Here is a 26,251-nt window from a genome sequence, read left to right as displayed (position 1 = left end):
ATGAAAAAACAGCAGGGGATAGTGCTTTTTCTTTCCCTGATAATTCTCATTATCATGACTGTGATAGGTGTTGCGTTAGCTGTTAACTCTACACAGTCTCTTCGTATGTCTGGTGCTGGCTCTGAAAGAATTGAGGCTAAGGCAATAGCGGACGGTGGGCTTTCGCAAGTTATTGATAATTACTCAGGCGCCGCTTTTGCAAATCTTTCTAATCAGGTCACCGAGACGACTTTTAGTAGCACGCAAGTGATAACCCCACTCCCTGAGACGGCAGTTAAGGATGTTGGCTGTCAAAGAACTACCAATGCGACAGGGGCTAATTTAGTGAGTTGTCGTCGTGCTCAGGTCACCAGTACTGCCGTTTTTGGCCGAGATAATCTTGGCTCTCTAACAGTGGCTTCCGGCATCGAACAGCAAGTACTTACAGGAAACTAGGATTATGTTTAAGAAATTACTATGCAGCACAGTTATGGCTATGGTCGTAATTTCCGGAATGACTGTAGCTGATGATACAGAGCTCTATTTGATTGACTCGAATGTTCGCTCGGGTAAAAGGCCTCAAGTTTTATTTGTATTTGATAATTCAGGTAGTATGTCAACTGAGGATCAGAATGCGACTAGTTCCTATTGTTCTGCTGATGATAAAGCAAATGGTATTTGTGACTATGCTGATGGTTTCGGTGATTATTTAGCTGGCTATTCCGGCTATATAAATGAGAAAGGAATTTATTGGAATGCTGGCGGTATAGATAATACCAGTAACATGCCAACTCCAGATGAGCCGAAGGATTCGCGTCGTTTTTATGCTGATAATAATAATTGTAATAAAGCTGCAATAGCTCTCAAAGAACGAGGACGTTATACTGGATATTTACGCGAGTTTAAATCTAGTGGGAAGACTGGTAAGTGGTATCCGCTTGCCGATAATGAAGGGTTTAATACTGGGCAAATTGTCGATTGCCATCAGGATATTTTAGAATCCGATCCTAAGAATCCGGGACGAAAAAAGCAAGGGGGGGGCACAGTTGCCTTTGCGGATGGTTATCCTATAGACACCAAGGATATGTATACGTCAGGAGCAACTGCTGCTGATAGAGAATCAAGTTTAGGTGGTACAGAATTTGGCAAAGGTACTCCTGTAACCCTTTATACAGCCCATTATTTAGTTTGGTATCAGTGGGTTACTACCACAGAGGAAGGACAGAACAGTGGTGGGACAGGTACTCGTTTGGAAGTTGCTAAAGATGCATTGACTACAGCATTGACATCATTATCTATTCCTATTGATGCTGGGTTAGCTGTATTTAATTTGAATTATCCAAGTGAAGGGGATGCTGATGGCGGGCGTATTGTTTATGACATTAAGGAGATGACCTCTACAAATCAGAATTCTTTGATTTCTTTGATTAATGGCATGCCTGCTCAAACCAACACTCCTTTATGCGAAACTCTTTATGAGGCTTACCAGTACTTTAGCGGTGGTCCCGTTACTTTTGGTAATGATGATAAGAATGCTCAGGGCAGTTATAAAATCGATGGCTATATTCCTAACTCCCCTCCAAGTATCCTTACTGGCGGGAATTATACTACGCCATTTAAAAAATGTCCTGATACGGCCTATATTATTTATATTACCGATGGAGCGCCGACAATTGATAGTAATGCAGATAGTGCGATCATATCTTTAGCAAGCTCTGCTGAAAATAGTGCAAACTATTCAGGATTTGATTTTGTCAATTCTTGGGGAGATACGGAAACCAGTTATTTGCCAGCTTTAGCCGCTTATATGTATAACAATGATATGGTTAAGGGAGTTAAAGATGTTAATGGTATAGATAATAAACAGAATGTTAGGTTATTTACGATAGGCTTTTCTGAAGGAGCTGACGTTGCGGCCAAATTATTGGAGGAGGCTGCTTTTAGGGGCGGTAACCCTAGAGATGATTCCGGTATATCTAAAGGTTATTATGTTGCTAAGAATGGTCTTGATCTTGTTGCGGCAATGGATGATGCCTTAAAGTCTATTTTATCAATTGACTCATCATTCACCTCACCAAGTATTGCTAGTAACAACTTTGATAAGACACAGACTTATAACTCCGCTTATTTTGCAATGTTCTTACCCGGAAAGGGGCCAAGATGGAGTGGAAATCTTAAGAAGTTAAAGGTCAATTCTTCAGGAGAGATTGTTGGTCCAGGAGGAAGTTCTAAAGCAATTGATTCTAATGGTAACATTGCCGCGTCTACCTGTACCTATTGGAATACTTGTTCTGCAAATAATGTCGATGGGAATAAGGTTAATTCTGGCGGCGTACTGCCCATTTTGAGGTCGACTTTAAAAAATCGTAATATAAAGACTAATTCCGGTTCTAGTATTATGGATATTCGAACTTCCGGTTTTGCTTCAACTTATTCGCAAGAGGATTTAGATTGGTTGTTTGGAGTTGATGTCGACGACGATGACAAAGATGGTAATATTTATGATGCCAGAGAAGATATTATGGGTGATCCTCTGCATTCTAAACCTTTAGCGATTAACTTTGGTGAGAAACCAAATGCGGATGGAACGGAAAACCTGGATGTGAGGGTTATAGTGGGAACTAATCAGGGATTGGTTCACATGTTTAAGGATTCTGATTCGGGTAGTGGTGATTATTCCATTGGCTCGGTCACTGAAACCTGGGCATTTTTGCCTCAAGAACTTTGGATGAATATCCCTAAGTTAAGAGAGAATGCTCCTACAGGAGAGCATAGCGTATATGGAATGGATCTTTCACCAGTAGCCTATACGGAAACGGACTCTAGTGGGAAAGTCAACAAGGCTTGGGTATTCCTTGGTATGCGAAGAGGTGGAACTTCTTATTATGCGTTGGATATTACGAATCCGGATGTACCTAGCTATAAATGGAAAATAGATTCAAATTCGACTGGATTTGAAGAACTAGGTCAATCCTGGTCAGAGCCTGTGGTCACCTTTGTGCCTGGTATTGATGATCCCGTGTTAGTTATTGGGGGGGGGATGGCCTCTAGTGAAGGTACGGGAGAGGCGGTTTATATTGTTAATGCCAAATCTGGTGCTTTCATTAAAAAGTTTTCTGATACTGGCATGGCAAGTGTGCCTAATAAAGTTGCTGTTTTAGACAGCAATAATGATGGTATAACGGATAGAATCTATGCTGCCGATATTGGTGGGAATATTTGGCGTATAGATATGCCAGGAAAAATGCAATCGACTTGGTCTACATTTAAATTTGCATCTATTGCGACATCTACCTCTCCAAATGACAGGATGTTTTTTGCAGAGCCATCTGTCGCACAGACTCAGTTTAATAATATTCATAATAATAGTGGCGAACTCACTTATCAGAGTGTGCCATATGATGCTGTGACTATAGGGACAGGAAATCGAACTCATCCTCTTGATATAAATACGAATGATATGTTTTATGTATTCCAAGATCGTAATGTAGTTACTAAAACCTTTACTAGTACAGATGCGCCAGCGGCATTAACTATTAGTAATCTCTACGATGTCACCACTGCAGCACCGTCATCACAGAGTGAAGAAATTACTTTCGGTACTAAGCGAGGCTGGTATTATGACTATAGTGTAACAGGGGAAAAAACTTTATCTGCGTCATTGATATTTGATGGAAAAGTTTACTTCACTTCCTTTATTCCTCCGACTCGAACAGATGTCGATTTGGATGCTGGAATATGTGGCTTTGCCGGACAAGGGCGTTTATACGTGTTTGATCTGCATAAGGGAACCAGATCTTACAGCGAAACCTATTATGAGATTGGTGAACGGGTACCAGATACGCCTCAGATTGTAATACCTAAGCCAGAAGAGGGGGAAGAATCTACGGCTTACATTATAGGTGTTGGCAAAGGGGAGTGTGAAGAGGGTGAGTGTAAAGGTACTGTATCATTAGGTAGTGGGTTAAGTACAAATAGAATTTATTATCACCTGGATGAGAGCAATTAATTAATGCAGAAGTTAAATGGCTTTACTTTAATCGAAGTTATTATCACTGTAGCTATAGTGGGGATATTAGCTGCAATTGCTTATCCTTCATACATTGATTATGTGACAAAAAGTGGACGAGCTGAGGGCGTGGCCGCGGTGATGGAGGTTGCAAACCTTCAAGAGCAGTATTATTTGGATAATAGAACTTATGCAAGTGATTTAACCAAATTAGGGATGAGCGCAAATCCTTTGGTTACTGAGCATGAGCACTATAAAGTGGCTTCTACTGGTGGGGCGACATTCACGGTAACTGCTACGGCAATTGGCACTCAAGCTAGCAGGGATACGGCTTGTGCGACTATAACCATGACGGATGCAGGAATTAAAGGCCCGTCAAAGGAGTGTTGGAAATGATTAAGCTGTTTAGCACAACGATATGTCTAATGTCGATTGCACTGATAACACCAGCGTATGCGAAGATGCAAGACTATAAGTGTTTCATTAGTAGCACCCCAAAAGGAGGGCAAGTTGTTTTTTATAGGTGGGAAGAAAGCCAGTTATTGCTTAGAGTAGCCGGATTGCCAGGAAAACAACTAACAGATGTTAAAGGAAAGAAGTACTTTATTAAAGAAGTTGAGGAATGCGTACCGCTGTCTAACTCCTTTACAAGCGATAAAGCAAATGCTGTAGATAAACGTACCCTCAGGTAGTATTTGGGTATAGAAGTCCCTGCTATTAGGGACTTTAATTTTAGCAGCTATTTCCATCGGCACCATATGAGATGAGGCCGCTGCTACTAATGAGTAGGCTTTTAGATTCGCTGCTTTTGCCGTTCGGGCAATAGATTATCGAACCTCCAGAAGACAAGCCGTCTGCGCGAAAGGTTATCAGCGAGCCAGAACCTTTGACAGAGTCTTTACTATTGAAGCTATCAATCACTCTGAGTTCTTTGTCGGTTCCACTCGCATCGGTTAGATATACTCTAACTCCTCCTTTCCAATCTGTCCCGCAAGAGGTTGTCGAGGCAAAAGGACAGACATTGACTGTCGCACCGTAACTTATCGCCTGATTTCTGGCAAACGACATTATGCTATTGATTCGTTCAATATTGCTATTTACTCTGACACCTTCATATACAGCTGTTAAGGATGGGATCCCAACTGTTATAATAATTCCAGCAATGACTATAGTCACCATGAGCTCAACCAGCGTGAACCCATTTTTATTCTTCATCATGAGTAAAATCCTCTATTTACTTAACACTAGTATAAGCGAGAAGTTTTAGGATTTCAGTATATATAAGCTATTCTTTTTAATGCCAATAATTTGTCGGCTTGATTAAAATTGGCGTGAGTCGTTAGCTTTGGAGCTGTTATTGGTTGCAGCTGATATTTTTCTCTTTTGAAAAGCGTATCCTACCGGCTTGATTGACGATAACGGCTTTGGAGTAAGGACTGTTGGCCGAGCCAGGGCAATACCTTAAGGTTCCGTTGCTGCCCGATGCAAGTCCATCGGGTTGAAAACGAGCAGAGGCGCGGTTGTAGTAGACAAAGTCACCACTATCAAATGAACCTGTTTGTATCAGTAATTTGTCAGTGCCATCGAGCTGGTTGCTGGTCCCCGAATCGGTAAATACACTTAGTCCTAAGTGCCAATCATTAGCGCATTGATTATCTTTGACTGGGCATACCGTTACCCATACGCCATAATTAATTGCCGAATTTCGAGCAAACTGAAGTGTTTGTTGGATTAATCTTATCGCTGAATCGGCTCGGTAAGCCTGATAGAGATCTGTAAGACTTGGTAGGCCAACCGAGAGGAGTATGGTCGCAACGGTGAGTGTGACCATTAATTCAATGAGTGTGAATCCATTATGATGTTTCATAGCTAATCCTTGCTGTATGTAGTCTATGCTTCCTGCAATGACCTGAACTCGTTTTTGGGGCGAGTTCATTGAGTATAGAAGAGTTAGCTCAAGTTTAGGCGATGGGCATATATTGTTCTGCTCTATGAATATTGAATCATTTTATCTCTCGATATAATCATCTTTGGTGGTTTGGGTGGACGTGATAAGCTAGTGCCTAATAAACTTAGGTTTTGTCGAATTGGGTTAGCAGAATTTTAGGGAGCGTTTGATGAAGAAGGTCGAGGCCATTATTAAGCCGTTTAAGTTAGATGATGTACGCGAATCTCTGGCGGAGATCGGTATTACCGGCATGACGGTTTCTGAAGTCAAAGGTTTTGGACGCCAGAAAGGGCACACGGAGCTCTACCGCGGCGCCGAGTATATGGTGGATTTCCTGCCTAAGGTAAAAATTGAGCTGGTTATTCAAGATGAGCAGCTAGATCAGGCGCTCGAAGTCATCGTCGATACTGCGAGAACGGGTAAGATAGGTGACGGTAAGATATTTGTTACCGAAGTCGAACGCGTGATTCGAATTCGTACCGGCGAAGAGAACGAAGAAGCCGTTTAAGTCTAAAGTTATAAAAAACCGCTGAGATATCAGCGGTTTTTTATTGTCTATAGAAATCATTAATCAAAGTTTGATGCCAATTCCTAAGCCTTTGGGCTTGCCGATGAGTCTCTCAGTACCGGCTCAGGAATGAAGACCTGGTGAGTCGTCTCACTCTGCTTGTTGCCCTGATTCTCGATAAGTAACTCGGTTGCCGTTTGCGCAATCAACTTATTTGGTTGATGGACTGTGGTTAGCTTAGGCCAGGTTTGTCTCGAGAAGGGGCTATCTTCGAATCCCACGATCGAGAGTTCCTCGGGTATCGCAACTCCAGCTAATCTGGCCGCGAAGAGTGCCCCCGCGGCAATTTCATCGTTACAGGCGACTATGGCCGTCGGCCGATTGGCTTTCGCTAGCAGTGTTTTAGCGCCTTCTACACCCGACTCAAAAGAATACTGACCATTGATGATGTTGGACTCGTCAAGGGATAGATGATTGCTTTGCAGGGCGGCCTTAAAACCGGCGAGACGTTCCTTGGTGGATTCGTGCTGATGGTCACCGCTTAGAAAGGCGATATTTTTATGGCCGAGATCGATAAGGTGCTGGGTGATGGAAACCGCGCCATGTTTATCGTTGACCAGGATCGATAAGCCATCGGTTGGGCTCACCTCTTCCCCTGCAATAATGCGTACATAATTGGCGTTAATCTGATCCAGGGCCGCCAAGACTTTTGGGTCTTCCGATAGCGGCGGGGTTAATACCAAGCCTGACAGCCTGGCATGGCGCACCATATCGACCAGCTCCTGACAAATATTATCTGACTTGGCATCGCAGGGATGGATGAGTAGCTCATAGCCTCTTTGCTTACAGGAAGACAAAATACCATTTTGCATATCAATGACATAGTAGGCATTGGGGTTGTCGTAGACAAAGGCGATCACATAGGATTTTGTGCCGGCTAGATTACGGGCAGCGACATTAGGCTGGTAATTAAGTGCGGTAATCGCCTGATTCACTTTATCAATCGTCGCCTGACGAACCGAAGGCTCGTTATTTGTGACCCGTGAAACCGTTTTTATGGAGACGCCGGCATATTTGGCGACGTCATTAATGGTGACTTTCATCTAGCGGATACTCTTTGTGTCTGCACAGCGTCTAGCTGCTTCAGAATTCAAATATGTCTCAAACAATGTACTGTATGGTTACACAGCAGATCTCACTTCCCCTGGCGACAATATTGCTGAGTTTTACGCTATTAAGCAATCATCAAATTGATTTCTATCCCGAATTACATTTGTCCCGTTTCGAAAGCTAGTGATTTTTATCCTTGTTTATCAGTAAATTGCAACAAGATGCAAAGAGCGTGTTTTGTTTGATAAATGTATAAATCCAAAGAAATTCCTGCTTTTGGTTATTTTGTTGTGGCGCATCTGTTAATTGTTGTGTAATCTTTGCACTCACATGACAGCGTTGTCATTCCTTCGGGGATGGTTATGAATACGAAAAAAGATAATAAAGTTATGGAAGGGAAACGAGATGCGACCATCTACTTTTAAGAAAAGTGTACTAGCTACAAATATTGCCCTGCTGATGAGTGGTGCAGTGTCTGTTTCTGCTTTAGCGGCAGAGGCCGATGCAGAAGCGGTCAATACTGATAATATTGAAAAAATTGAAGTACGTGGTCTGCGTGCTTCGATGAAGGCGTCAATTAACGCCAAAAGATTCTCTGATGCCGTTGTCGACGCCGTTACGGCGGAAGATATAGGTAAGTTCCCTGATGGTGACGTAGGAGAGTCGCTGGGTCGTATTCCTGGTGTTAGCGTTAACCGTCAGTTTGGTCAGGGTCAGCAGGTGTCGATTCGTGGCGCCTCGGCTCAGTTAACCCGTACCCTGTTAAATGGTCACTCTGTTGCCTCGACAGGTTGGTTTGACCAACAGGCCATCGACCGTAGCTTTAACTATTCTCTGCTACCGCCCGAGATGATCAGTGGCATTGAAGTCTATAAATCTTCTCAGGCTGACATTACCGAAGGTGGCATTGGTGGCACCGTGGTGGTTAAGACACGTAAACCTTTAGATTTAGAAGCCAATACACTATTTCTAAGTGCCAAGGGCGACTATGGTACTGTCTCTGAAGAGACAGATCCTGCCCTCTCTGGCCTGTATAGCTGGGCAAACGAGGACGAGACCTTCGGTGTTCTGGTCTCAGCTGCTGGCTCTCAAACCGATTATCAGCGTAACGGTATCGAGACCCTGCTGGGCTGGGGGGAAATTGTGCCGACTACCTTTCAGCAAGATCGTGAGCGCACCGCCTATAATATAGCAGCCCAGTATCGTCCGACCGATAATTTAGAGTTTGGCCTAACGGTGACTAGCCTGGATCTCAAGGCAAACAACGCCAACACCTCTATTTTCCTCTTCCCGACTCAGCAAGGCGTAAGCACCTGTAATCAGACCAACGCCGCAGGTGTCTGTACCGATATCACCCATACGGGTGAGGGTGGCTTTGCCTGGGCACAGACTTGGGCACGTGAAGCCGAGATGTCGTCTGACACCTATGATCTGGATTTTAAATATGAGGGTGACAACTTTACCCTCGAAGGTCGTGTAGGTAATACCAAGGCGGATGGTGGTACCAGCCTAACTTCTAACTATGGTAACTCTATCGGTCAGCCTGGTGACTTCGCCGGTCACTATGACGCTACCGGTGAAAAGATTATTATCGACATTGCCAACAAGTCTTTCGATGCGGGCGACTTCAATGGTCAGCTAGAAACTGCAGGTTGGGCGCTGAAGAAACAGCCTAACACCGACGAAGAGACCTATGCTCAGTTCGATCTGACCTTCCCGGTTGATTTTGGTGCCATCACCTCGATTAAAGCCGGCGTGCGCTATGCCGACCATGACGTGACACAGCAAACTGACGCGGCAATAGTGGGTGACATAGTGGCTAAGGATGCCTCTGAATACTACTCAGGCACCATCTCATCTGGCGCAGGTTTTACTCTGCCTAAGCCAAATTTCGATGCCATGATCCGTGACGCTAAGGCCTCTGTTGATGGCTTCACCCGCGATAAGTCTGGTTACGGTACTCTGAATGAGAAGAACCTGGCCGCCTACGCCATGGCTAACTTCGAGGCGGAAGGGATCCGCGGTAACTTTGGTCTACGTTTCATCTCCACCGATATCGAGTCTGATTACTATGCGCTGAGTTCAAGCGGTCAGTTCGCCGATGAGTTGAGCACAGACAAGTCGAGCTACAGTGACGTATTGCCAAGCATCAACGTGACGTTCGACTTAGCACCGGATCTCTTGCTACGTACCACAGCGGCTCAGGTGATGTCTCGTCCTAACTACGCAGACCTGTTTGCCACTTCGACTCTTCCTGGGCTGAACGATGGCACGCCAGGTAACGAGAAGCTTAACCGTGGTTCTGTTGCTCTGGAGCCATTTAAGGCGACCCAGGCCGATGTGAGCCTGGAATGGTACTTCGGCGGTGAGGGTCTGGCTTCTTTGACTTACTTCATCAAAGACGTGAGCTCTTTCATCACCACTCGTCAGAAGCTAAATCAACAGATTGGCATCGAAGACGATAACCTCAGAGATCAAGGCTACAGCGCCTGTGGTGTTGGCGTCTATGACTGCTGGACTGTCAGCGAGAAGTACAATGCTAACGGTGGTCATATCGAAGGGGTTGAACTACAGCTGCAAGACTCGTTCGAAAATGGTCTTGGCTACTCGGTTAACTATACCTTCGCCGATGCAGGCTCTCCTGCCGAGAACTACCCAGATAAAGTGGGTGTCTTCTCTGACTCTTCTAAGCACACGGTTAACCTTGTGGGCTACTATGAGATGGAAAGCTTCTCTGCGCGTCTGGCCTACAACTGGCGCAGCGAATACATGATGCGTGAGCTACCAGGTTTCTATGGTAACCGTCAGCACCAAGACTATGGCTCGCTGGATCTGAGCATGAACTACAGCGTGACCGATTGGATGGATCTGACCTTCGAAGCCGTTAACCTCACAGAGGAAGACAGTATCCAGATCGGTGTCTCGCCTGTCGACAACCCAGATGTGATCGCCGAGTTTAAAGATAACTACCCGGTATGGAGCTTCGAAGGCGAAGCGAGATACAAGGTGGGTGTCGCACTGCGTTTCTAATCGACACATGAGTGTACAAAGCCCGGCTTATGCTGGGCTTTTTATTTTCAGCCCTAAACCACCTACTTCAGTAGGTGGTTATCATAATTTAGGCTTTGCCTGAATATCTACTCATGTTAATTGGACTCTGACTTTTAGCGAAGTAACAGAGGACAAAAAACATGAGTAGATATGAGAAAGCATCGCATGTGTATTGGCGATGTCAATATCACATAGTGTGGACGCCTAAATATAGATTTAGGCTTCTAAAAAACAAATTGGGTAAGGATGTATACCGCTGTATTCAAGTTTACAGTGAACAGCTAGGCTGCACTGTTGTTGAGCTCAATGTTCAAATAGATCATGTACATCTAGTAATTAAAGTGCCTCCAAAGCTGTCTATTTCAAAATTGATGGGAGCTCTAAAAGGTAAAATAGCTCTAAAAATTTTCAGTAAATATCCTTATTTAAGAAAGAATAAGTTGTGGGGTAACCACTTTTGGCAGCGAGGGTACTTTGTTGACACAGTAGGAATCAATGAAGAAGTCATAAGAAGGTATGTTCGCCATCAGGAAAAGGTTGAAAAGCAGGAACAGCCGCAGTTGGAATTGAACTAGGCAACGCCCCCTTTCAGGGGGCTAATACAAAGCCACCTTCTTCAGAAGGTGGATTTTTACTAGCACCGGCTTTTTAGTAGTAACTTGTTATTCGCACCGACCTTTAATTAGACAAAGAGTAGGGCAGAGGTGAAACCATGGACATTAAGCGTATCCTTATATTGGGCGGCGGCACGGCAGGTTGGTTAGCGGCCAATCACTTGGGCAAGGCCCTTGAGCATCGCCAAGACGTGAGCATCACGCTGGTGGAGTCTCCCGATATTCCCATCATAGGGGTTGGCGAAGGTACAGTACCCGCCATTCGTCAGAGCCTGAAACGCTTTGGGATAAGTGAATCTGAGTTTATTCGTCAATGTGACGTCACCTTCAAGCAGTCAATCAAGTTCGTCAATTGGATGGATAAGGACCGTCACGGGGCAGGGAATTTCTATCATCACCTGTTCGATATGCCGAGCCCTTTGGGGGAGGATCTGACCCAACATTGGTTAGATAATGCTAATGCCGCATACGGCGACATGGTCTCTCCTCAGCACAAGGTGTGCGAAGCCGGGCGAGCGCCAAAGCGGATCACCCACAGCGAATATGAGGGAGCGCTGGGTTACGCCTATCACCTCAATGCGGCTAAGTTTGCCAAGCTGCTTGCCGAAAATGCCATCAGGCGTTTCAACGTCGAACATATCATGGCCAATGTGCAAGAGGTCACGTTAACGGAGAACGGCGAGATCGCCTCCCTGGAAACCGATTGCCGGGGCAGTATCGGCGCGGATTTTTTTATCGATTGCAGTGGCTTTGAATCCTTGCTTATCGACAAGACGCTCAAGGTGCCCTTTGTCGATAAGTCTCATCAGCTGTTTGCCGACAAGGCGATAGCAGTGCAGGTACCTATCGATGAGAACGAGGCGATCCCGCCTTATACCCTGGCGACGGCGCATCAGGCAGGCTGGATATGGGATATCGCCTTGACCCATAGGCGCGGTGTCGGGTTTGTCTACTCCTCTAAACATATGGATGATGACACAGCGCTTAACAAGCTCTCCCGATATCTGGGGCAGGATGTCGCCCAGTATCAGTATCGGGTCTTGCCGATGAAGCTTGGCTATCGCAGGGAGTTCTTGCATAAGAATTGCCTCTCCTTGGGGTTGGCTCAGGGCTTCCTCGAGCCCTTGGAAGCCACCTCTATCTTGCTGACCGATTTTGCCGCAGGCTTCGTGGCTAATCGCATGCCTAAGGATAGTGAGGCGCTTGCCTTGCTCTCTGAACAATTTAATCAGGTGATGACCTATGCCTGGGAGCGCGTCGTCGAATTTATCAAGATGCACTACTGCCTGTCAGACAGGAGTGATTCGCCGTTCTGGGTCGATAATCGCGATCCGGAAACGATTCCGAGTGAGCTCGCCACTCGACTCAAGCTGTGGCAAAACCATTACCCCATAAGGCAAGACTTCTTCAGCAAGTTTGAGGTGTTCGACTTAGAGAACTATCTCTATGTCCTCTATGGCATGCATTATCCAACGGCGCCTCAAGTTGCAGGTAAAGATCGCAGAGAAGCCTGCCAGGCCCAGGCTAGGCAGATAACGAGTGTGGGTGAGCACCTGATGAAGGAGCTGCCAGAACATAGGGATTTGCTAGAGAAGATCGCGGTATATGGCTTACAAAAATGTTGAGCTCAAAGTGCCATGATGCCTGATTTTTGAATGGGCACAATTGCTTTGGCGGGGCGCTGTTAATTCCAACGTCCCGTCATTAGCTTATAGCGGATGCTTATTGCAGCTTATCGAACTCATTTTGCTTGGCGATGAGACGAGACAGCTGATTAAGCGAGGCTCTGTGGGCATAAATGATAGGCAGCAAGCCTTTCTTTCTAAGTTCGAGGAAATCCTCATCGCTTAGCTCATTCAGCACCTTATCGTCGATCAGGTAGACACCATTGATGTTGATCTTCTGCTCAGATCTTTCCAGCTTAATCGTTAGCTGCTGAGAAACCAGTAGGTTCTTATCTGCCAGGTATTGGCAAACGGCCTGTGTCTGTTGATGCATGGCGGCAACATCCAGCAGGGCATTGGTTCGCGCCGTCAGGTATTCACTGCGCTCACCCTCGTCGGTGAAGAGTCGATTGCCAGCGTCCTCTGACACCATAGGGCTCTCCTCATCGATGCAGACGATCACATTGTCGCCTTCCTCCGAGGTTCTGGCGATGGACAGCGGCGCATTGCTAAAGCCGATTGGGCTGATTGGCGCATCCCATTGGTTGCTCTGGCAGTAGAGGTTAACTTCGGGCTCGATCCCCATGATGGCTACTGGAATAAACTGGCCGGTCTCGCCATTCTTCACGAAAACGATGGGAAATTCGGCTGCCAGGCTAGGGATCTCCCTGGCCAGTACAGGGATCAGGTGTTCCTTGTTGAAACGGCTGAAATCGTTTGAATGAGTCAGCTTGATGTTGAGATGCTTTTCTGTCGATAGGGGGACAATCTTTGCCATGTTTTTACCTTAGTTAATTTTAGTTTGTGGTGTCTGTTCCCAGCCCATTGTTTGTTAGGCAGGGAAACGCTGGGTTAATCTTTTACCGCTAGTGGCGACCATAGTGCAAGTACTATTAAATCTAGTAGGCGCTAAAGTGGTGCGATAAAGGCGTTAAGTTGAGCAATTTTCACTGTTCGGCGCTTCGAATTAAATTTATCACTGGGAGGGCATAAGCTTGCTCTTTTTGATACTCTTCTCATAAGACCTCCCATTTTCTCCACACTATCATCTGGCGCCACACCCATACTCATAGGTCCTTTTCGTTAGCATTGGTGCTCGTTTTCGGCTTTGAGTATCTCCTGGATGTTATCAACAGTTGACAGCGTTGTCATATTTATGTGGCATTTGATGTTGGGTACTGTCTTTGTAGCTGTGTCTGGGACTGGCGGTTTTCAACGGGCAGATAAAAAATTGCCTCAGAATGTCAAAAAAATGTAGAAATTCTGTTCTTTATTAGGTAGATTAATGAATGACAGCGTTGTCATTTGCTTGTGTGGCACGTTCGTTTTGTAAGGTTTGCATTGTTAGGAAGAGGTCTCCTAACCTGTGCATTGGCAGTAGCCATTAAGTTTGTAGCAATGGTTATTGTGTTTGTTTTTTCCTATAGTCTCTCCCCAGATACTAGAGATGGCTAGATGTGTTATGTCTCAAAAGGCGCCTTTATCGGTGGCACTTGATACATGATGCATCTAGCGCTTTTTTCTGAATCGGAGTGATTCCTGACGAGTGGGCTTTAGGGAAACGCGCAACAGCGAGCAAAGCACAGCAGGGCGTTCGCTGTCTTGCAGAGCTTCAGATTAAATAAACAGATTTCTTTCATTGTCAGATGGCTTTTCAAAGCCAGACTGCAAGCCGTAGTCAGGTCGGTTTCGGGGATCTGCAAGGTTTATAAAAGTCTGACTATGATCTGTTTTCGCCGTTGCATCTATTTGCAAATAGGGCAAGATGCGGCGGCAAATAAGACCAAGTGCAATAAGTAAGTGATCAGCAATAGCGCAGGGAAAACGATTGAGAGCAAGGCTGAATTTTTAGGTAAGTAGTGATTCTACAATCAAAAAAGTAATGCAGTTATCGAACGTTTTAACAAGTTAGCTTGAACAGTTATTTATTAGGATTGGCATAAAGTGGTGGCTATCTCAGATATCGCAATAGCAGGAAGCTGATTGCCTATGCTGACGGGGAAGGGTGGCTGCAATGAGACTTGATAGTTCAAGTCGAGAAAAGTGAGGATAACAATGAATAATAAGCTCATTCCAATAACATTACTCATGAGCCTGGGACTGTTTGGGTGCAGTCAGCCAACCACTAACCAAATTGCCAAGGATAAAGGCGTCGCGGCGCAGCAGGTCAGCGAAAGTTCTGCTCAGCAGGTACTGTATCAGTTTGCTACTAGCCTTGCCGTTAATTATCACACCCTGACCAATTATCCTCAGCAGTGCACCTCAACAGGTGTCGATGGCCGCTGTTTTGCCGCCCAGATCGAATTAGTCCCGGGTGTCGATTTTGACCGTAAGGATTGGGCTATCTACTACAGCCAGATGCGGCCTGTGAAACAGGTGTTAACCGATGCCTTTGAGCTGACTCAGGTTAAAGGGGATCTGCATCGCATCACGCCCACGGATAAATTTAGCAGTTTCCAGAAAGGTCAGCCGGTCGACATCGCCTTTCTCGGGGAGTTGTGGCAGCTGTCGGAAACCGATGCCATGCCCAACTACTATATCGTCGTTCCCGGCCTTAAGCCCGAGATCATCAGCAGCACTCAGCTGACTGTCGATGCCAGTACCGGCATGGAGCAGCGGCCCTATGTCGAGGCCTATGTCAGCGCCGAGAGCCAATATAAGCGTAGCGATACCGATAAGCTTAAGTGGGCGACGCCTCAGGTCTTGTTTGATGCAAACCAGGATATTGAGAGTCGCCCAGAGCTTGCTGTCAACGCGATCATCCCAACGCCCAAGCGACAAATAATCAATAGTCAAAGCCCAGTGTTATCCCTGGCCTCTGGCTATCATCTGGATGCTGGCGGTGTAGCTAAGGCGTCTATCGAGGCGGCCTTGGCGCGCCTGGCCCGCCTTGGCGTTAAGTCATCGCCTCAAGGTATTCTACTCAAGTTAGAGCCGTCGACGACTAAACTCGCCGAAGGGGGCTATCGCCTCGATATTACCTCTGATGGCATCACCATAGACGCGAGCGATGATGCAGGTTTCTCCTATGGCTTGGCGTCGCTAACAAGCCTTATCTCTCTCGACACCCTATCGCTCAATGCCATGGAGATTGAAGATGAGCCTAGATATGACTTTCGCGGCATGCATGTCGATGTGGCGCGTAATTTTCACAGCAAGCAGTTTATCTTAGATCTTCTAGACCAGATGGCGGCCTACAAGCTAAACAAGCTGCATCTGCATATGGCCGATGATGAGGGCTGGCGCCTGGAGATAGATGGCCTGCCCGAACTGACCCAGGTGGGCAGTCGTCGCTGTCACGACTTGCAGGAGGATACCTGCTTATTGCCACAGCTGGGCAGCGGCCCCGATGGCGACAGCAAGGTTAATGGCTTCTACTCTAAGGCCGATTATATCGAGATCCTTAAGTATGCCGGCGCGCGCCAAATTCAGGTGATCCCATCTATGGATATGCCGGGTCACTCGCGCGCCGCCATCAAGTCGATGGAGGCCAGGTATCGCCGTCTGATGGCTGAAGGCAATGAAGCCGCGGCTAACGAGTATCGCCTCATCGACCCGCTGGACAAGACTCGCTACGCCTCGATCCAATATTACGACGACAACACGCTCAACGTCTGTATGGATTCCAGCTATCACTTTGTCGACAAGGTGGTGAGCGAGATAGCCAAGCTGCATCAGGCTGCGGATCAGAGCCTGGAGCTTTACCATATCGGCGCCGATGAGACCGCCGGTGCCTGGGTCGAGTCACCCGTCTGTCAGGCACTGCTTGCAGACAAAGACAGCGGCCTGGATAGCGAGGCACATTTTGGGGCTTACTTTATCGAGCGGGTAGCCAAGATGTTGGCCGATAAAGGGATCGAAACTGCGGGCTGGAGCGATGGCATGAGCCATACCCGACCCGAGCGTATGCCAGCAAAGAATCAAACTAACATCTGGGATGTGGTTGCCCATGGCGGCCATAAGCGCGCCCATGCACAGACCAACCTGGGCTGGGATACTGTGCTGAGTAATCCCGAAGTACTCTATTTCGATTTCCCCTACGAGGCCGATCCTAAAGAGCATGGATACTATTGGGCGAGTCGCAGCACTAACGAGCGCAAGCTATTTAGCTTCATGCCCGACAACCTGCCAGCCAACGCCGAGCAGTGGACGGATATCGAAGGTAAGTCATTTGAGGCCGACGATACCCTTAAGCTGGATGAAGAGGGCAAACGCCTCAGCGGGCCGTTAAATCAAGGCGTTAGATTCAAAGGGATCCAGGGCCAGCTCTGGAGCGAGACCATACGCTCAGATCAAGTGGTGGAATATATGGTGTTTCCTCGCCTGTTAGTGCTGGCTGAAAGGGCATGGCACAAGGCCGATTGGGAGGTGCCATATCAATATCAGGGGGCTAAATATGGCCCTGAGACAAACTACTTCACGGCCGAGATGCGCGAGAGGCAGCGCATGCAGTGGCAGACCTTTGCCAACACCTTAGGCTATAAGGAGCTGGCTAAGCTGGATAGGGCTGGAATAGCCTATCGTGTGCCAACCCTAGGCGCCAAGATCAAGGAGGGTTACCTGCAGGCAAACAGCATCTACCCTGGGCTTGGAATAGAGTATCGAGTCGATGGCGGCCAGTGGCAGCAATATACAGAGGCGGTTAGAGTCTCAGGTAGAGTCGAGGTCAGAGGCGTCGCCGCCGATGGTATCCGCAAGGGGCGCATACTCAAGGTCAATTAGCATTTCGCTGACAGCATTAGTCTACTGGCCTAAATAGCTCATTTTAGCTAGCTAATGAAAAAGCGACTTAAGCCAGCTAATGAAAATGCAATATAAGCTAGCGCGGTTATCCGAGAGCCGATAACCGCTTTCCTCCCTGTTAAATAGCAAATAAAAATCTGGGCGCCTTAGAGGCGTTAGCCGGGCAGTGACCGAGAAGTTTGCTGTCACAAATTTAGCGAACATTTTAAATGACAGCGTTGTCATTTTTGTTGTAACATGACATTAACTTAGTCAGTGGGCAGGGCGGGCGAAGCTAGATGCCCTGGATAATAAAACTGTGAAAGAGGTTGGTAATGGGATTTAACCAGACAGAGGAACAGGCCCTCGTCATAGGCATAGATGGTGGTGGCAGCAAGTGCCGCGCGACTATCTACGCCGCCGATGACAGTGTGATCGGCACTGGTGTGGCCGGGCGTGCGAATCCGCTTTACGGCCTGACACATACCTTCGACTCTATCTCGCGCGCGACCGAGCTTGCCCTACAAGACGCCGGGCTAAAAGCGAGCGACAGCAAGAAACTGGTGGCGGGCGTAGGCCTGGCCGGAGTCAATGTCGCGCATCTCTATCAGGCGATCAAAGCATGGCAGCATCCCTTTGCTGAGATGCATGTCACCACAGATCTGCACACCGCCTGCATCGGTGCCCATAAAGGTGGCGATGGCGCTGTGATCATCACAGGCACCGGCTCCTGCGGCTATGCCCACGTGGGCGAGCAGTCCTTGAGCCTAGGCGGACACGGCTTTGCCCTGGGCGATAAGGGCAGTGGCGCCTGGCTTGGCATACAGGCCGCGCAGCAGGTATTGTTAGATCTCGATGGCTTCGGCCCGGCTACCCAGCTAACCGAGCGTTTGTTGGAGCACTTCAAGGTGAACGATGCAATGGGCATAGTCGAGCACCTGGCGGGCAAATCATCCGGTTGTTATGCCACCCTGGCGCGCACGGTGTTATCTTGTGCACAGGCCCAGGATGAGGTGGCTAAGGCGATAGTGGTCGAGGGCGCCGCGTATATCAGTGCCTTGGCCCACAAGTTATTTGAGATCCACCCGCCGCGTTTCTCCATGATAGGTGGCCTCGCCGAGCCTCTGGCTCCCTGGTTGGATAGGCGGGTGGTCGACAAGATCTCGCCAATCCTTGCCCCGCCCGAATTAGGCGCCGCCTATTTTGCGCGCCAGCAGCTAGGCTCTAGTAGTTAGGCTATTGCAGTTAAGCTCTTGCACTTAAGTTTTAGCAGTTAAGATTTAGCAGTCAGGCGTGAGCCAAGCTAACGAGTTGTAGATGATGTTTTGCCAGGAATCGAATCGATGAAACAGACACTGATTGCCGAACGGGTATTTGACGGCGAACACTTCCACCTTAACCAGGCCATCACCATAGAGGACGGGCGTATCGTCTCTTTCGATAGGGCGAGCGATGTCGAGCCTATTTTGCTGGCCGGCACCCTGGTACCTGGCTTTATCGATGTTCAGGTCAATGGCGGCGGCGGTGCCCTGTTTAACGACGCACCCAGCGTCGAGAAGATAAAGACCATAGGCCAGGCCCATGCCAGATTTGGCACCACGGGCTTCTTGCCGACCCTGATCACCGACGATATCGAGGTAATGCGCGCCGCCGCCGATGCAGTGGCCGAGGCGCTGGCGCTGAATACGCCAGGCGTGCTGGGGATCCATTTCGAGGGGCCGCACCTCAGTGTGCCCAAGAAGGGCGTCCATCCGGCTAATTATATTCGACGTATCTCAGATGAAGAGCTGGCGGTTTTTGCCCGTGATGATCTGGGGACTAAGGTAGTAACACTGGCGCCGGAGAACGTCGCACCAGAGGTGATTCATGCCCTGGTCGAATGTGGCGTCAGGGTTTGTCTCGGTCACTCTAATGCCGACTACGACACTGTTATTAAGGCGCTTGAGGCGGGAGCTACCGGTTTCACCCACCTGTTTAACGCCATGTCACCCATGGATTCCAGGGCGCCGGGCATGGTAGGCGCGGCGCTCGAAAGTCAGGATGCCTGGTGCGGCCTGATTGTCGATGGTCACCATGTGCATCCGGCCTCGGCTAAGGTAGCTATTGCCGCCAAGCCAAGGGGCAAGGTGATGCTGGTGACAGACGCCATGCCGCCCGTGGGCATGGACGATAACGTCAGCTTCGAGCTGTTTGGCACCCAGGTGGTGCGCCGCGGTGACAGGTTAAATGCCGTAACCGGCGAGCTTGCCGGTTGCGTGCTGGATATGATTGGCGCGGTCAACAACAGCGTTAGCATGCTAGGCGTGACCCAGGAAGAGGCGCTGCGGATGGCGGCTAGATATCCCGCCGAGTTTATCGGTCATCGTCAGCGCGGCGTGTTTACCATAGGCGCCAGGGCGGATATGGTGTTGCTGGGCAGCGATAATCAAGTCGCGCGCACTTACATAGATGGTCAGCTGGTTTATCAGGCATAGCGCCCCCATTAGATGCCTAGTCGTCGTGGGCTAGAGAATTGGAAAAGGCGCTGAAACAAGCGCTCTATTTGTGCTCGTAATTAAGGTGCTAATTCGGCTCAGTGCTCGTGCCGATCGGGTTAAGCCTAGTGTTTGATTTATAATAATAACGATAAGAGAGAGGCTCCTGATGGAACCTAAAACAGATACCCATCCAAAACCGGCCGCGAAACATAGGCTGATGTCGCTCGATGCCCTAAGGGGCTTCGATATGTTCTGGATCCTGGGGGGCGAGGCATTGTTTGCGGCGCTGCTCGTCTGGACTGGCTGGCAGGGCTGGCGTATCGCCGATGCCCAGATGCACCACAGTCAGTGGCACGGCTTTACCTTCTATGATCTTATCTTTCCTCTATTTATCTTCCTCTCCGGCGTCGCCTTAGGCCTATCGCCCAAACGCCTGGATTCAATGCCCTGGCCCGAGCGCCTTCCCCTCTATCGCCACGCGATAAAACGTCTGATGCTGCTTCTCCTGTTTGGCGTGCTCTATAACCATGGCTGGGGCACTGGCATGCCGATGGCGGCGGATGAGGTGAGATATGCCAGCGTGCTGGGACGCATCGCCTTTGCCTGGTTCTTCGCCGCCTTACTGGTGTGGCATACCGGGCTGAAGACGCAGATCTTGGTCGCCATCGGTATACTCCTCGGATACGCCGCGGTGCAGCTGTGGCTGCCGGTTCCTGGCGGCGTGGCGGGGGACTTCTCTATGTCTGGTTCGATCAACGCCTATGTGGACGGCAAGTTTCTGCCCGGTATTAGCTATCAGGGCAGGGCGACAGACCCTGAGGGGATCCTCTCGACGCTTCCAGCCATAGTCAATGCCTTAGCCGGTGTCTTTACCGGTCGCTTCATCGTTAAGCCTCATCTCAAGTGGGGAGGAGCAAAGGGAGAGTGGGCCAAGGTTGGCATCCTGTTACTAGCTGGCTTGCTCAGCCTGGGGCTCGGCTGGTTGATGAATCCTTATATTCCGGTGAACAAAGATCTCTGGACCAGTAGTTTTGTCATGGTCACCCTGGGCTGGAGCCTTATCTTACTGGCCATCTTCTATGCGCTGGTGGATGTGGTAAAGCTGCACAGATTGGCATTTGCCTTCGTGGTCATAGGCTGCAATGCCATCATCATCTATTTGGCATCAAGCCTGGTTAAATGGGACTACCTTGCCAGCAGCCTATTTGGCGGCGCGATACATGCGCTGCCGATTGAGATGCAGCCTCTGGCGTCAGCCTGCGCCTTGCTCTTGGTGCAATGGCTGCTGCTCTACTGGATGTATAAGCGCGGCATCTTCATCAAGGTTTAAGTCTTGTAGAGGATAATGTTCGGGCAATTTAATAAGGAAAACGCTGTGTTAGCCTGTAAAGGCTAAAAAGCCAAAATGACAGCGTTGTCTTTTTTCTGTTTATGTTTTAACATCGATGAAACAAGGGGGCAACTTGCGCCCAAGCTGTAATGTACCAAGCCGATATCACTGAGCTGATATCCAAAGATTAATTACTATAAGAAAACAGGCTTATGGAAATGACATTAAATAGTGAAAGTAAGCGCAGCAGCGTGATCCCCATGGCGATCGTTGCCGGACTCTTCTTTATTCTGGGTTTTGCGACCTGGCTAAACGGGTCCTTGATGCCTTACCTCAAGCAGATCCTGCAACTCACCCCGCTTCAAGCTTCCCTCATTCTCTTCTCCTTCTATATCGCCGTGACCTTTACCGCATTGCCCTCGGCATGGGTGATCCGTAAGGTGGGTTACAAGACAGGGATGGCGATGGGCATGGGGATCATGATGATTGCTGGCCTGCTATTCATCCCCGCGGCCAAGACGCAGGTATTTGTGCTATTTCTGTTTGCTCAGCTGGTGATGGGCACGGGCCAGACCCTGCTACAGACGGCGGTGAATCCCTATGTGGTCAGAATTGGTCCCGAGGAGTCGGCCGCCGCTCGCGTGAGTGTCATGGGGATCCTCAACAAGGGCGCTGGGGTGATCGCGCCGCTGGTGTTTACCGCCCTGATCCTCGACAGCTTTAAGGACAGAGTCGGCGTTGAGCTGACCCAGGCGCAGATCGACGAGATGGCCAATGGCCTGGTGTTCCCATATCTGGGCATGGCTATCTTTATCGGTGTACTGGCGCTGCTGGTGAAGAAATCGCCTCTGCCAGAGCTTGAAAATGAAGACGAGCAAGGGCAGGGTACCAAGGGCCATACCCGTGAGGCGCTGTCTCATCCTAATCTGGCATTAGGTGTAGTAGCACTGTTTTTCTATGTGGCGGTAGAAGTGATCGCCGGCGATACCATAGGCACCTTCGCCCTCTCTCTCGGGGTCGAGAACTATGGTGTGATGACCTCCTATACCATGATCTGCATGGTCATAGGTTACTCGCTGGGTATCCTGACCATTCCCCGTTTCATCTCTCAGCCTAAGGCGTTGATGCTCTCTGCGATACTAGGCCTGTTGCTGACGCTGGGGATCTTATTTGGTGACAATGAGTCCTATGCTATCGCCAACGTGTTGCTGGTTCCCTTCGGCGGTGCCATGCTGCCAGATACCCTGTTGATGATCGCCTTCCTGGGTTTGGCTAACGCCATCGTCTGGCCTGCGGTATGGCCGCTGGCGCTATCTGGCATGGGCAAACTGACCAGCACAGGCTCGGCGCTATTGGTGATGGGCATAGCAGGCGGCGCATTCGGTCCACTGTTCTGGGGATTAACCAGCTCTGCCACATCGCTTGGTCAGCAGGGCGGCTATATGGTGATGTTGCCTTGTTACCTGTTTATCCTCTTCTATGCGGTTAAAGGCTATAAGATGCGTAGCTGGAAGTAATATTAAAAATATACTTAATCAAAAAAGGAGCCTAGTGCTCCTTTTTTGTTGCCTAGTATCAAAAGGGGCAACTCGCTAATGACGGCTTTATTAAGATAAGGGATGTTTGTATCAGGAGTGCCATGAATCCCATCAAGGGGTGGTAAATTCCAGATATAAAAAAGCCCCGACATTGTCGAGGCTGTTTTATATGGTGCCGGCACCAAGAGTCGAACTCGGGACCTACTGATTACAAGTCAGTTGCTCTACCAACTGAGCTATGCCGGCTAAATTGTGGTGCCCGAACCCGGAATCGAACCAGGGACACGAGGATTTTCAATCCTCTGCTCTACCGACTGAGCTATTCGGGCAACTAAACTAAGTGTCTAGTTAACTACTTCAAACCAGGTCTCTGTGACCCTTGCCGTTTGGAGTGCGCGTATAATATAGCGCTGATATTTATCCTGCAAGCGCTTTTTTGGAGAAATTTAACTGCATGGCTAGTTAATGTGCAAAGTGCTGGCTTTTTGGCATTTATGCCGTTTTTTAGCACAGTGGCTGTGGTTAAAACCCAGATTTAAGCCACTATTTGTTCTTAAAGGCGCGTTTTCAGGCGTCTTATTTCCCAACTCCCCACTTGTAACGTTTGTCTTAACACCATCTTTCTAAAAATTAGAAGCTTATTGGCGAAATTACGCGATATTCGTCGACATAAATCGAAGTTAATATGGTGTTAAGTGATAAATGAGGATGAATCGTGTTTAAGAATACCCAGAGCCGCTACGGCTTGGTGAGCATAGGCCTGCATTGGCTGACGGCGATTGCCGTATTAACGCTGTTCGCCCTGGGCGTGTGGATGGTCGAGCTGACCTATTACAGCGCCTGGTATAAGCGAGCGCCGGATCTGCATAAGAGCATAGGCGTGCTGCTGATGGTGTTAACCCTGTGCCGTCTGCTGTGGCGTTGGTTAAACCCGGCGCCTAAGGCGCTCCCCGGTCATCAAAGGTGGGAGAAGCTGGCCGCGGGCCTGGTGCATCGCCTGCTGTATCTGATGCTGCTTGGTATCTTGATTTCTGGCTATCTTATCTCGACCGCCGACGGCAGGGCCATTGGCGTTTTCTCACTCATCGAGCTGCCGAGCCTGGGGCTATTGTTTGAGGGGCAGGCGGATATTGCCGGCAAGGTACATCAATATCTGGCCTATGGTTTTATCGCCCTGGTAACTCTGCATGCCCTTGGGGCACTTAAACACCATTTCATCGACAAAGACGCAAGCTTGAAACGCATGTTAAACATTAAGGAGACACAATGAAGAAGGCTATATTGAGCGCCGCACTTATTAGCACACTAGGCGCGGGTGCATTCATGTTACCGGCTACGGCCAACGCCGCCGATTATGTGATAGATACCCAAGGTGCCCACGCCTCGGTGCAGTTTAAGGTGAGTCACTTAGGTTATAGCTTCGTGGTGGGGCGATTTAACGAGTTTGCTGGCGACTTTAGTTTCGATAGCAAGCATATAGGTGATGCCAAGGTAAATGTAACGATCAACACGGCGAGCCTCGACTCTAACCACGCCGAGCGTGACAAGCACCTGAGAAGCGAAGACTTCCTTAATGTGGCTAAGTATCCAGAGGCTAGCTTTAAATCGACCTCGGTCAAAGAGCTGGGTGACGGCAAGTTTGTGCTCAATGGCATGCTGACCCTTAACGGGGTGACTAAGCCTGTGGCAATCGATGCAAAGTTTATTGGTGAGGGACAAGACCCTTGGGGTGGCTACCGCGCCGGTTTCGTCGGCCAGACTGAATTTGCCTTGAAGGACTATGATATCAAGATGGATCTGGGCCCCGCGTCCAGCCATGTGACCCTAGATCTCGTGGTAGAAGGCATTCGTCAGTAGTGACTGCTTAAGCAAGTCCCCATTATAGAAAAAGCGCCCATTGGCGCTTTTTACTTTTATAGAGCGAGCTATCTATTACTCGTCATCTTTTTGCGGCACATAGCCTTCGATCTCGACCTCTTTGCCCTCAAACAGGAAGTTAACCATCTGCTCTTCGAGGAATTTGCGATCGTCAACATTCATCATGTTGAGTTTCTTCTCATTGATCAGCATGGTCTGCTTGGCTTGCCAGAGCGACCAGGCTTCCTGGCTGATGTTGTCAAAAATTCGCTTACCGAGTTCACCCGGGTAGAGCTGAAAGGCTAGGCCGTCTGCCTCTTTCTTAAGATACTGGCAGTTCACTGTACGCGCCATGATTACTCCTTATTTGATACTGAACCTAAGTTGGTGAGGATCCGCTCGGTGGCGGCGGCCAGACCAACCTTGGGTGGCTTGGCTATGTTATACCAGAGAGAGCCGCTCTCTTCCATGATCTCATGTGCGCTTGTGGCCTGGTGTGCCACAAAGGCGCTGATATCCAGATGGAAATGGCTGAAGGTGTGACGAAAACTGTCTATCGGCTCCTGACTTTCGAGTGTCAGCCCGTTTGTTTTGGCAAACTCCTCGAGCGCCTCCTGGCTGTCAAACTGCGGGAAGCACCATAGGCCGCCCCAGATCCCCGCCGGTGGGCGTTTGCTCATCAGCACTCTATCGTCATCTTTAATCACTAGCATATAGCCGAGCTTTTCCGGAATCGTCTTCTTCGGTTTCTTGCCGGGAAACTCAGTCTGGCGGCCCATCAGCTGCGCCTTACAGTCGATGGCGACGGGGCACAGCTCGCACTTGGGTTTAGAGCGGGTGCAGATGCTGGCGCCAATATCCATCATCGCCTGATTGTATTGGGTCACGCCTGTCTTGGGGGTCAGGCTGTTGGTGAGTTGCCATAGCTGCTCCTCCACCTCGCGCTTACCAGGCCAGCCGGCTATGGCACCGTGTCTGGCAAGCACTCGCTTGACGTTGCCATCTAATATGGGGTGATGCTGTCCAAGGGAGAGTGAGAGTACCGCCCCTGCGGTCGAGCGGCCAATGCCCGGCAGAGCGAGTACCTGCTCGAACTGGGTTGGGAATACACCATCATAGTCGCTGGCGATCAGCTGGGCGCTCTTATGTAGGTTACGTGCCCTGGCGTAATAGCCAAGGCCGGTCCAGTGGTGCAGCACCTCATCCTGATCGGCATTTGCCAAGTCCAAGATAGTGGGGAAACGCGCCATAAAGGCTTCGAAGTAGGGGATAACGGTGGCAACCTGAGTCTGTTGCAACATGATCTCGGACACCCATACCTTATAAGGGGTCTTATCTTGTTGCCAGGGAAGATGCTTGCGTCCGTGTTTGTCGTACCAGGTGACGATGCGCTGGTGAAATTGCTCTGTTTTCATGGCGCTCAGTCTATAGAGGGGCAAGGTTT

21 protein-coding genes and 2 tRNA genes are annotated in these 26,251 nt (G+C 48.8%); 15 read left to right on the top strand and 8 right to left on the bottom strand.

Translation table 11 applies throughout. From position 1 onward, the window contains the following. The 4 genes from K0H81_RS14590 to K0H81_RS14575 are packed head-to-tail and all read left to right on the top strand — an operon-like array spanning nucleotide 1 to nucleotide 4,680. Nucleotides 1–435: a pilus assembly PilX N-terminal domain-containing protein gene (locus K0H81_RS14590; RefSeq protein ID WP_220060869.1), complete on the top strand. Its 435-nt coding sequence runs from the start codon at nucleotides 1–3 to the stop codon at nucleotides 433–435. A 4-nt stretch (nucleotides 436–439) separates the two neighbouring features. Then, nucleotides 440–3,988, top strand: a complete 3,549-nt coding sequence (locus K0H81_RS14585; protein WP_220058794.1) for a pilus assembly protein — start codon at nucleotides 440–442, stop codon at nucleotides 3,986–3,988. 3 nt (nucleotides 3,989–3,991) lie between these two features. Beyond that, entirely contained in the window at nucleotides 3,992–4,384 is a 393-nt protein-coding gene (locus K0H81_RS14580; protein WP_220058793.1) for a type IV pilin protein, read from the top strand. Between the two features lie 29 nt (nucleotides 4,385–4,413). Further along, nucleotides 4,414–4,680, top strand: a complete 267-nt coding sequence (locus K0H81_RS14575) for a TapY2 family type IVa secretion system protein (protein WP_258406301.1) — start codon at nucleotides 4,414–4,416, stop codon at nucleotides 4,678–4,680. 40 nt (nucleotides 4,681–4,720) lie between these two features. On the opposite strand, the gene K0H81_RS14570 is transcribed toward K0H81_RS14575, so the two are convergent. After that, nucleotides 4,721–5,206: a GspH/FimT family pseudopilin gene (locus K0H81_RS14570; protein ID WP_220058791.1), complete on the bottom strand. Its 486-nt coding sequence runs from the start codon at nucleotides 5,204–5,206 to the stop codon at nucleotides 4,721–4,723. Nucleotides 5,207–5,342: 136 nt separating this feature from the next. Next, a complete protein-coding gene (locus tag K0H81_RS14565; RefSeq protein ID WP_220058790.1) occupies nucleotides 5,343–5,855 on the bottom strand; it encodes a GspH/FimT family pseudopilin in 513 nt (170 codons plus the stop codon). Nucleotides 5,856–6,105: 250 nt separating this feature from the next. Between K0H81_RS14565 and K0H81_RS14560 the strand changes: the two genes are divergently transcribed. Next, a complete protein-coding gene (locus K0H81_RS14560) occupies nucleotides 6,106–6,444 on the top strand; it encodes a P-II family nitrogen regulator (RefSeq protein ID WP_011864914.1) in 339 nt (112 codons plus the stop codon). 83 nt (nucleotides 6,445–6,527) lie between these two features. Here the strand turns inward: K0H81_RS14560 and K0H81_RS14555 are convergent, their stop codons facing one another. Further along, nucleotides 6,528–7,547, bottom strand: a complete 1,020-nt coding sequence (locus K0H81_RS14555; RefSeq protein WP_220058789.1) for a LacI family DNA-binding transcriptional regulator — start codon at nucleotides 7,545–7,547, stop codon at nucleotides 6,528–6,530. A gap of 412 nt (nucleotides 7,548–7,959) precedes the next feature. Here K0H81_RS14555 and K0H81_RS14550 point away from each other — a divergent pair, with 412 nt between their 5' ends. From K0H81_RS14550 to K0H81_RS14540, 3 genes are all read left to right on the top strand, one after another. Further along, nucleotides 7,960–10,584 (top strand): TonB-dependent receptor, encoded by a 2,625-nt coding sequence (locus K0H81_RS14550; protein ID WP_220058788.1) that lies wholly within the window; start codon nucleotides 7,960–7,962, stop codon nucleotides 10,582–10,584. Between the two features lie 161 nt (nucleotides 10,585–10,745). After that, a complete protein-coding gene (gene tnpA / locus K0H81_RS14545) occupies nucleotides 10,746–11,180 on the top strand; it encodes an IS200/IS605 family transposase (protein ID WP_220058787.1) in 435 nt (144 codons plus the stop codon). A 137-nt stretch (nucleotides 11,181–11,317) separates the two neighbouring features. Continuing rightward, the gene (locus tag K0H81_RS14540) at nucleotides 11,318–12,844 is read left to right on the top strand and encodes a tryptophan halogenase family protein (RefSeq protein ID WP_220058786.1); all 1,527 of its coding nucleotides are present in this window, start codon (nucleotides 11,318–11,320) and stop codon (nucleotides 12,842–12,844) included. Nucleotides 12,845–12,941: 97 nt separating this feature from the next. Here the strand turns inward: K0H81_RS14540 and K0H81_RS14535 are convergent, their stop codons facing one another. After that, nucleotides 12,942–13,661, bottom strand: a complete 720-nt coding sequence (locus K0H81_RS14535) for a SapC family protein (protein ID WP_220058785.1) — start codon at nucleotides 13,659–13,661, stop codon at nucleotides 12,942–12,944. Nucleotides 13,662–14,938: 1,277 nt separating this feature from the next. Between K0H81_RS14535 and K0H81_RS14530 the strand changes: the two genes are divergently transcribed. From K0H81_RS14530 to nagP, 5 genes are all read left to right on the top strand, one after another. Beyond that, the gene (locus tag K0H81_RS14530) at nucleotides 14,939–17,605 is read left to right on the top strand and encodes a beta-N-acetylhexosaminidase (RefSeq protein ID WP_220058784.1); all 2,667 of its coding nucleotides are present in this window, start codon (nucleotides 14,939–14,941) and stop codon (nucleotides 17,603–17,605) included. 335 nt (nucleotides 17,606–17,940) lie between these two features. After that, the gene (gene nagK / locus K0H81_RS14525; RefSeq protein WP_220058783.1) at nucleotides 17,941–18,840 is read left to right on the top strand and encodes an N-acetylglucosamine kinase; all 900 of its coding nucleotides are present in this window, start codon (nucleotides 17,941–17,943) and stop codon (nucleotides 18,838–18,840) included. Nucleotides 18,841–18,948: 108 nt separating this feature from the next. Next, nucleotides 18,949–20,079: an N-acetylglucosamine-6-phosphate deacetylase gene (nagA, locus tag K0H81_RS14520; protein WP_220058782.1), complete on the top strand. Its 1,131-nt coding sequence runs from the start codon at nucleotides 18,949–18,951 to the stop codon at nucleotides 20,077–20,079. Nucleotides 20,080–20,248: 169 nt separating this feature from the next. Further along, a complete protein-coding gene (gene nagX, locus K0H81_RS14515) occupies nucleotides 20,249–21,412 on the top strand; it encodes a transmembrane glucosamine N-acetyltransferase NagX (RefSeq protein WP_220058781.1) in 1,164 nt (387 codons plus the stop codon). A 212-nt stretch (nucleotides 21,413–21,624) separates the two neighbouring features. After that, on the top strand, nucleotides 21,625–22,929 hold the full coding sequence (gene nagP, locus K0H81_RS14510) for an N-acetylglucosamine MFS transporter NagP (protein ID WP_434086869.1): 1,305 nt from the start codon (nucleotides 21,625–21,627) through the stop codon (nucleotides 22,927–22,929). A gap of 191 nt (nucleotides 22,930–23,120) precedes the next feature. Here the strand turns inward: nagP and K0H81_RS14505 are convergent. Both K0H81_RS14505 and K0H81_RS14500 read right to left on the bottom strand, forming a co-directional pair. After that, a tRNA-Thr gene (locus K0H81_RS14505) sits at nucleotides 23,121–23,196 on the bottom strand. 7 nt (nucleotides 23,197–23,203) lie between these two features. Next, nucleotides 23,204–23,279: transfer RNA gene (locus tag K0H81_RS14500), tRNA-Phe, on the bottom strand. A 386-nt stretch (nucleotides 23,280–23,665) separates the two neighbouring features. On the opposite strand from K0H81_RS14500, the gene K0H81_RS14495 reads away from it, so the two are divergent. Together K0H81_RS14495 and K0H81_RS14490 are read left to right on the top strand one after the other, a co-directional pair. Next, nucleotides 23,666–24,220, top strand: a complete 555-nt coding sequence (locus tag K0H81_RS14495) for a cytochrome b (RefSeq protein ID WP_220058779.1) — start codon at nucleotides 23,666–23,668, stop codon at nucleotides 24,218–24,220. Continuing rightward, nucleotides 24,217–24,807, top strand: a complete 591-nt coding sequence (locus K0H81_RS14490) for a YceI family protein (RefSeq protein WP_220058778.1) — start codon at nucleotides 24,217–24,219, stop codon at nucleotides 24,805–24,807. The genes K0H81_RS14495 and K0H81_RS14490 overlap by 4 nt, the downstream gene beginning before the upstream one ends. 75 nt (nucleotides 24,808–24,882) lie before the next feature. Here the strand turns inward: K0H81_RS14490 and K0H81_RS14485 are convergent, their stop codons facing one another. Together K0H81_RS14485 and mutY are read right to left on the bottom strand one after the other, a co-directional pair. Then, a complete protein-coding gene (locus K0H81_RS14485) occupies nucleotides 24,883–25,161 on the bottom strand; it encodes an oxidative damage protection protein (RefSeq protein WP_011864926.1) in 279 nt (92 codons plus the stop codon). A 2-nt stretch (nucleotides 25,162–25,163) separates the two neighbouring features. After that, nucleotides 25,164–26,222, bottom strand: a complete 1,059-nt coding sequence (gene mutY / locus K0H81_RS14480) for an A/G-specific adenine glycosylase (protein WP_220058777.1) — start codon at nucleotides 26,220–26,222, stop codon at nucleotides 25,164–25,166. Nucleotides 26,223–26,251 lie beyond the last annotated feature (29 nt).

Origin of the sequence: Shewanella halotolerans, assembly GCF_019457535.1 — a bacterium.
Classification (GTDB): domain Bacteria; phylum Pseudomonadota; class Gammaproteobacteria; order Enterobacterales; family Shewanellaceae; genus Shewanella; species Shewanella halotolerans.
This window is presented reverse-complemented; position numbering and strand designations above follow the sequence as displayed.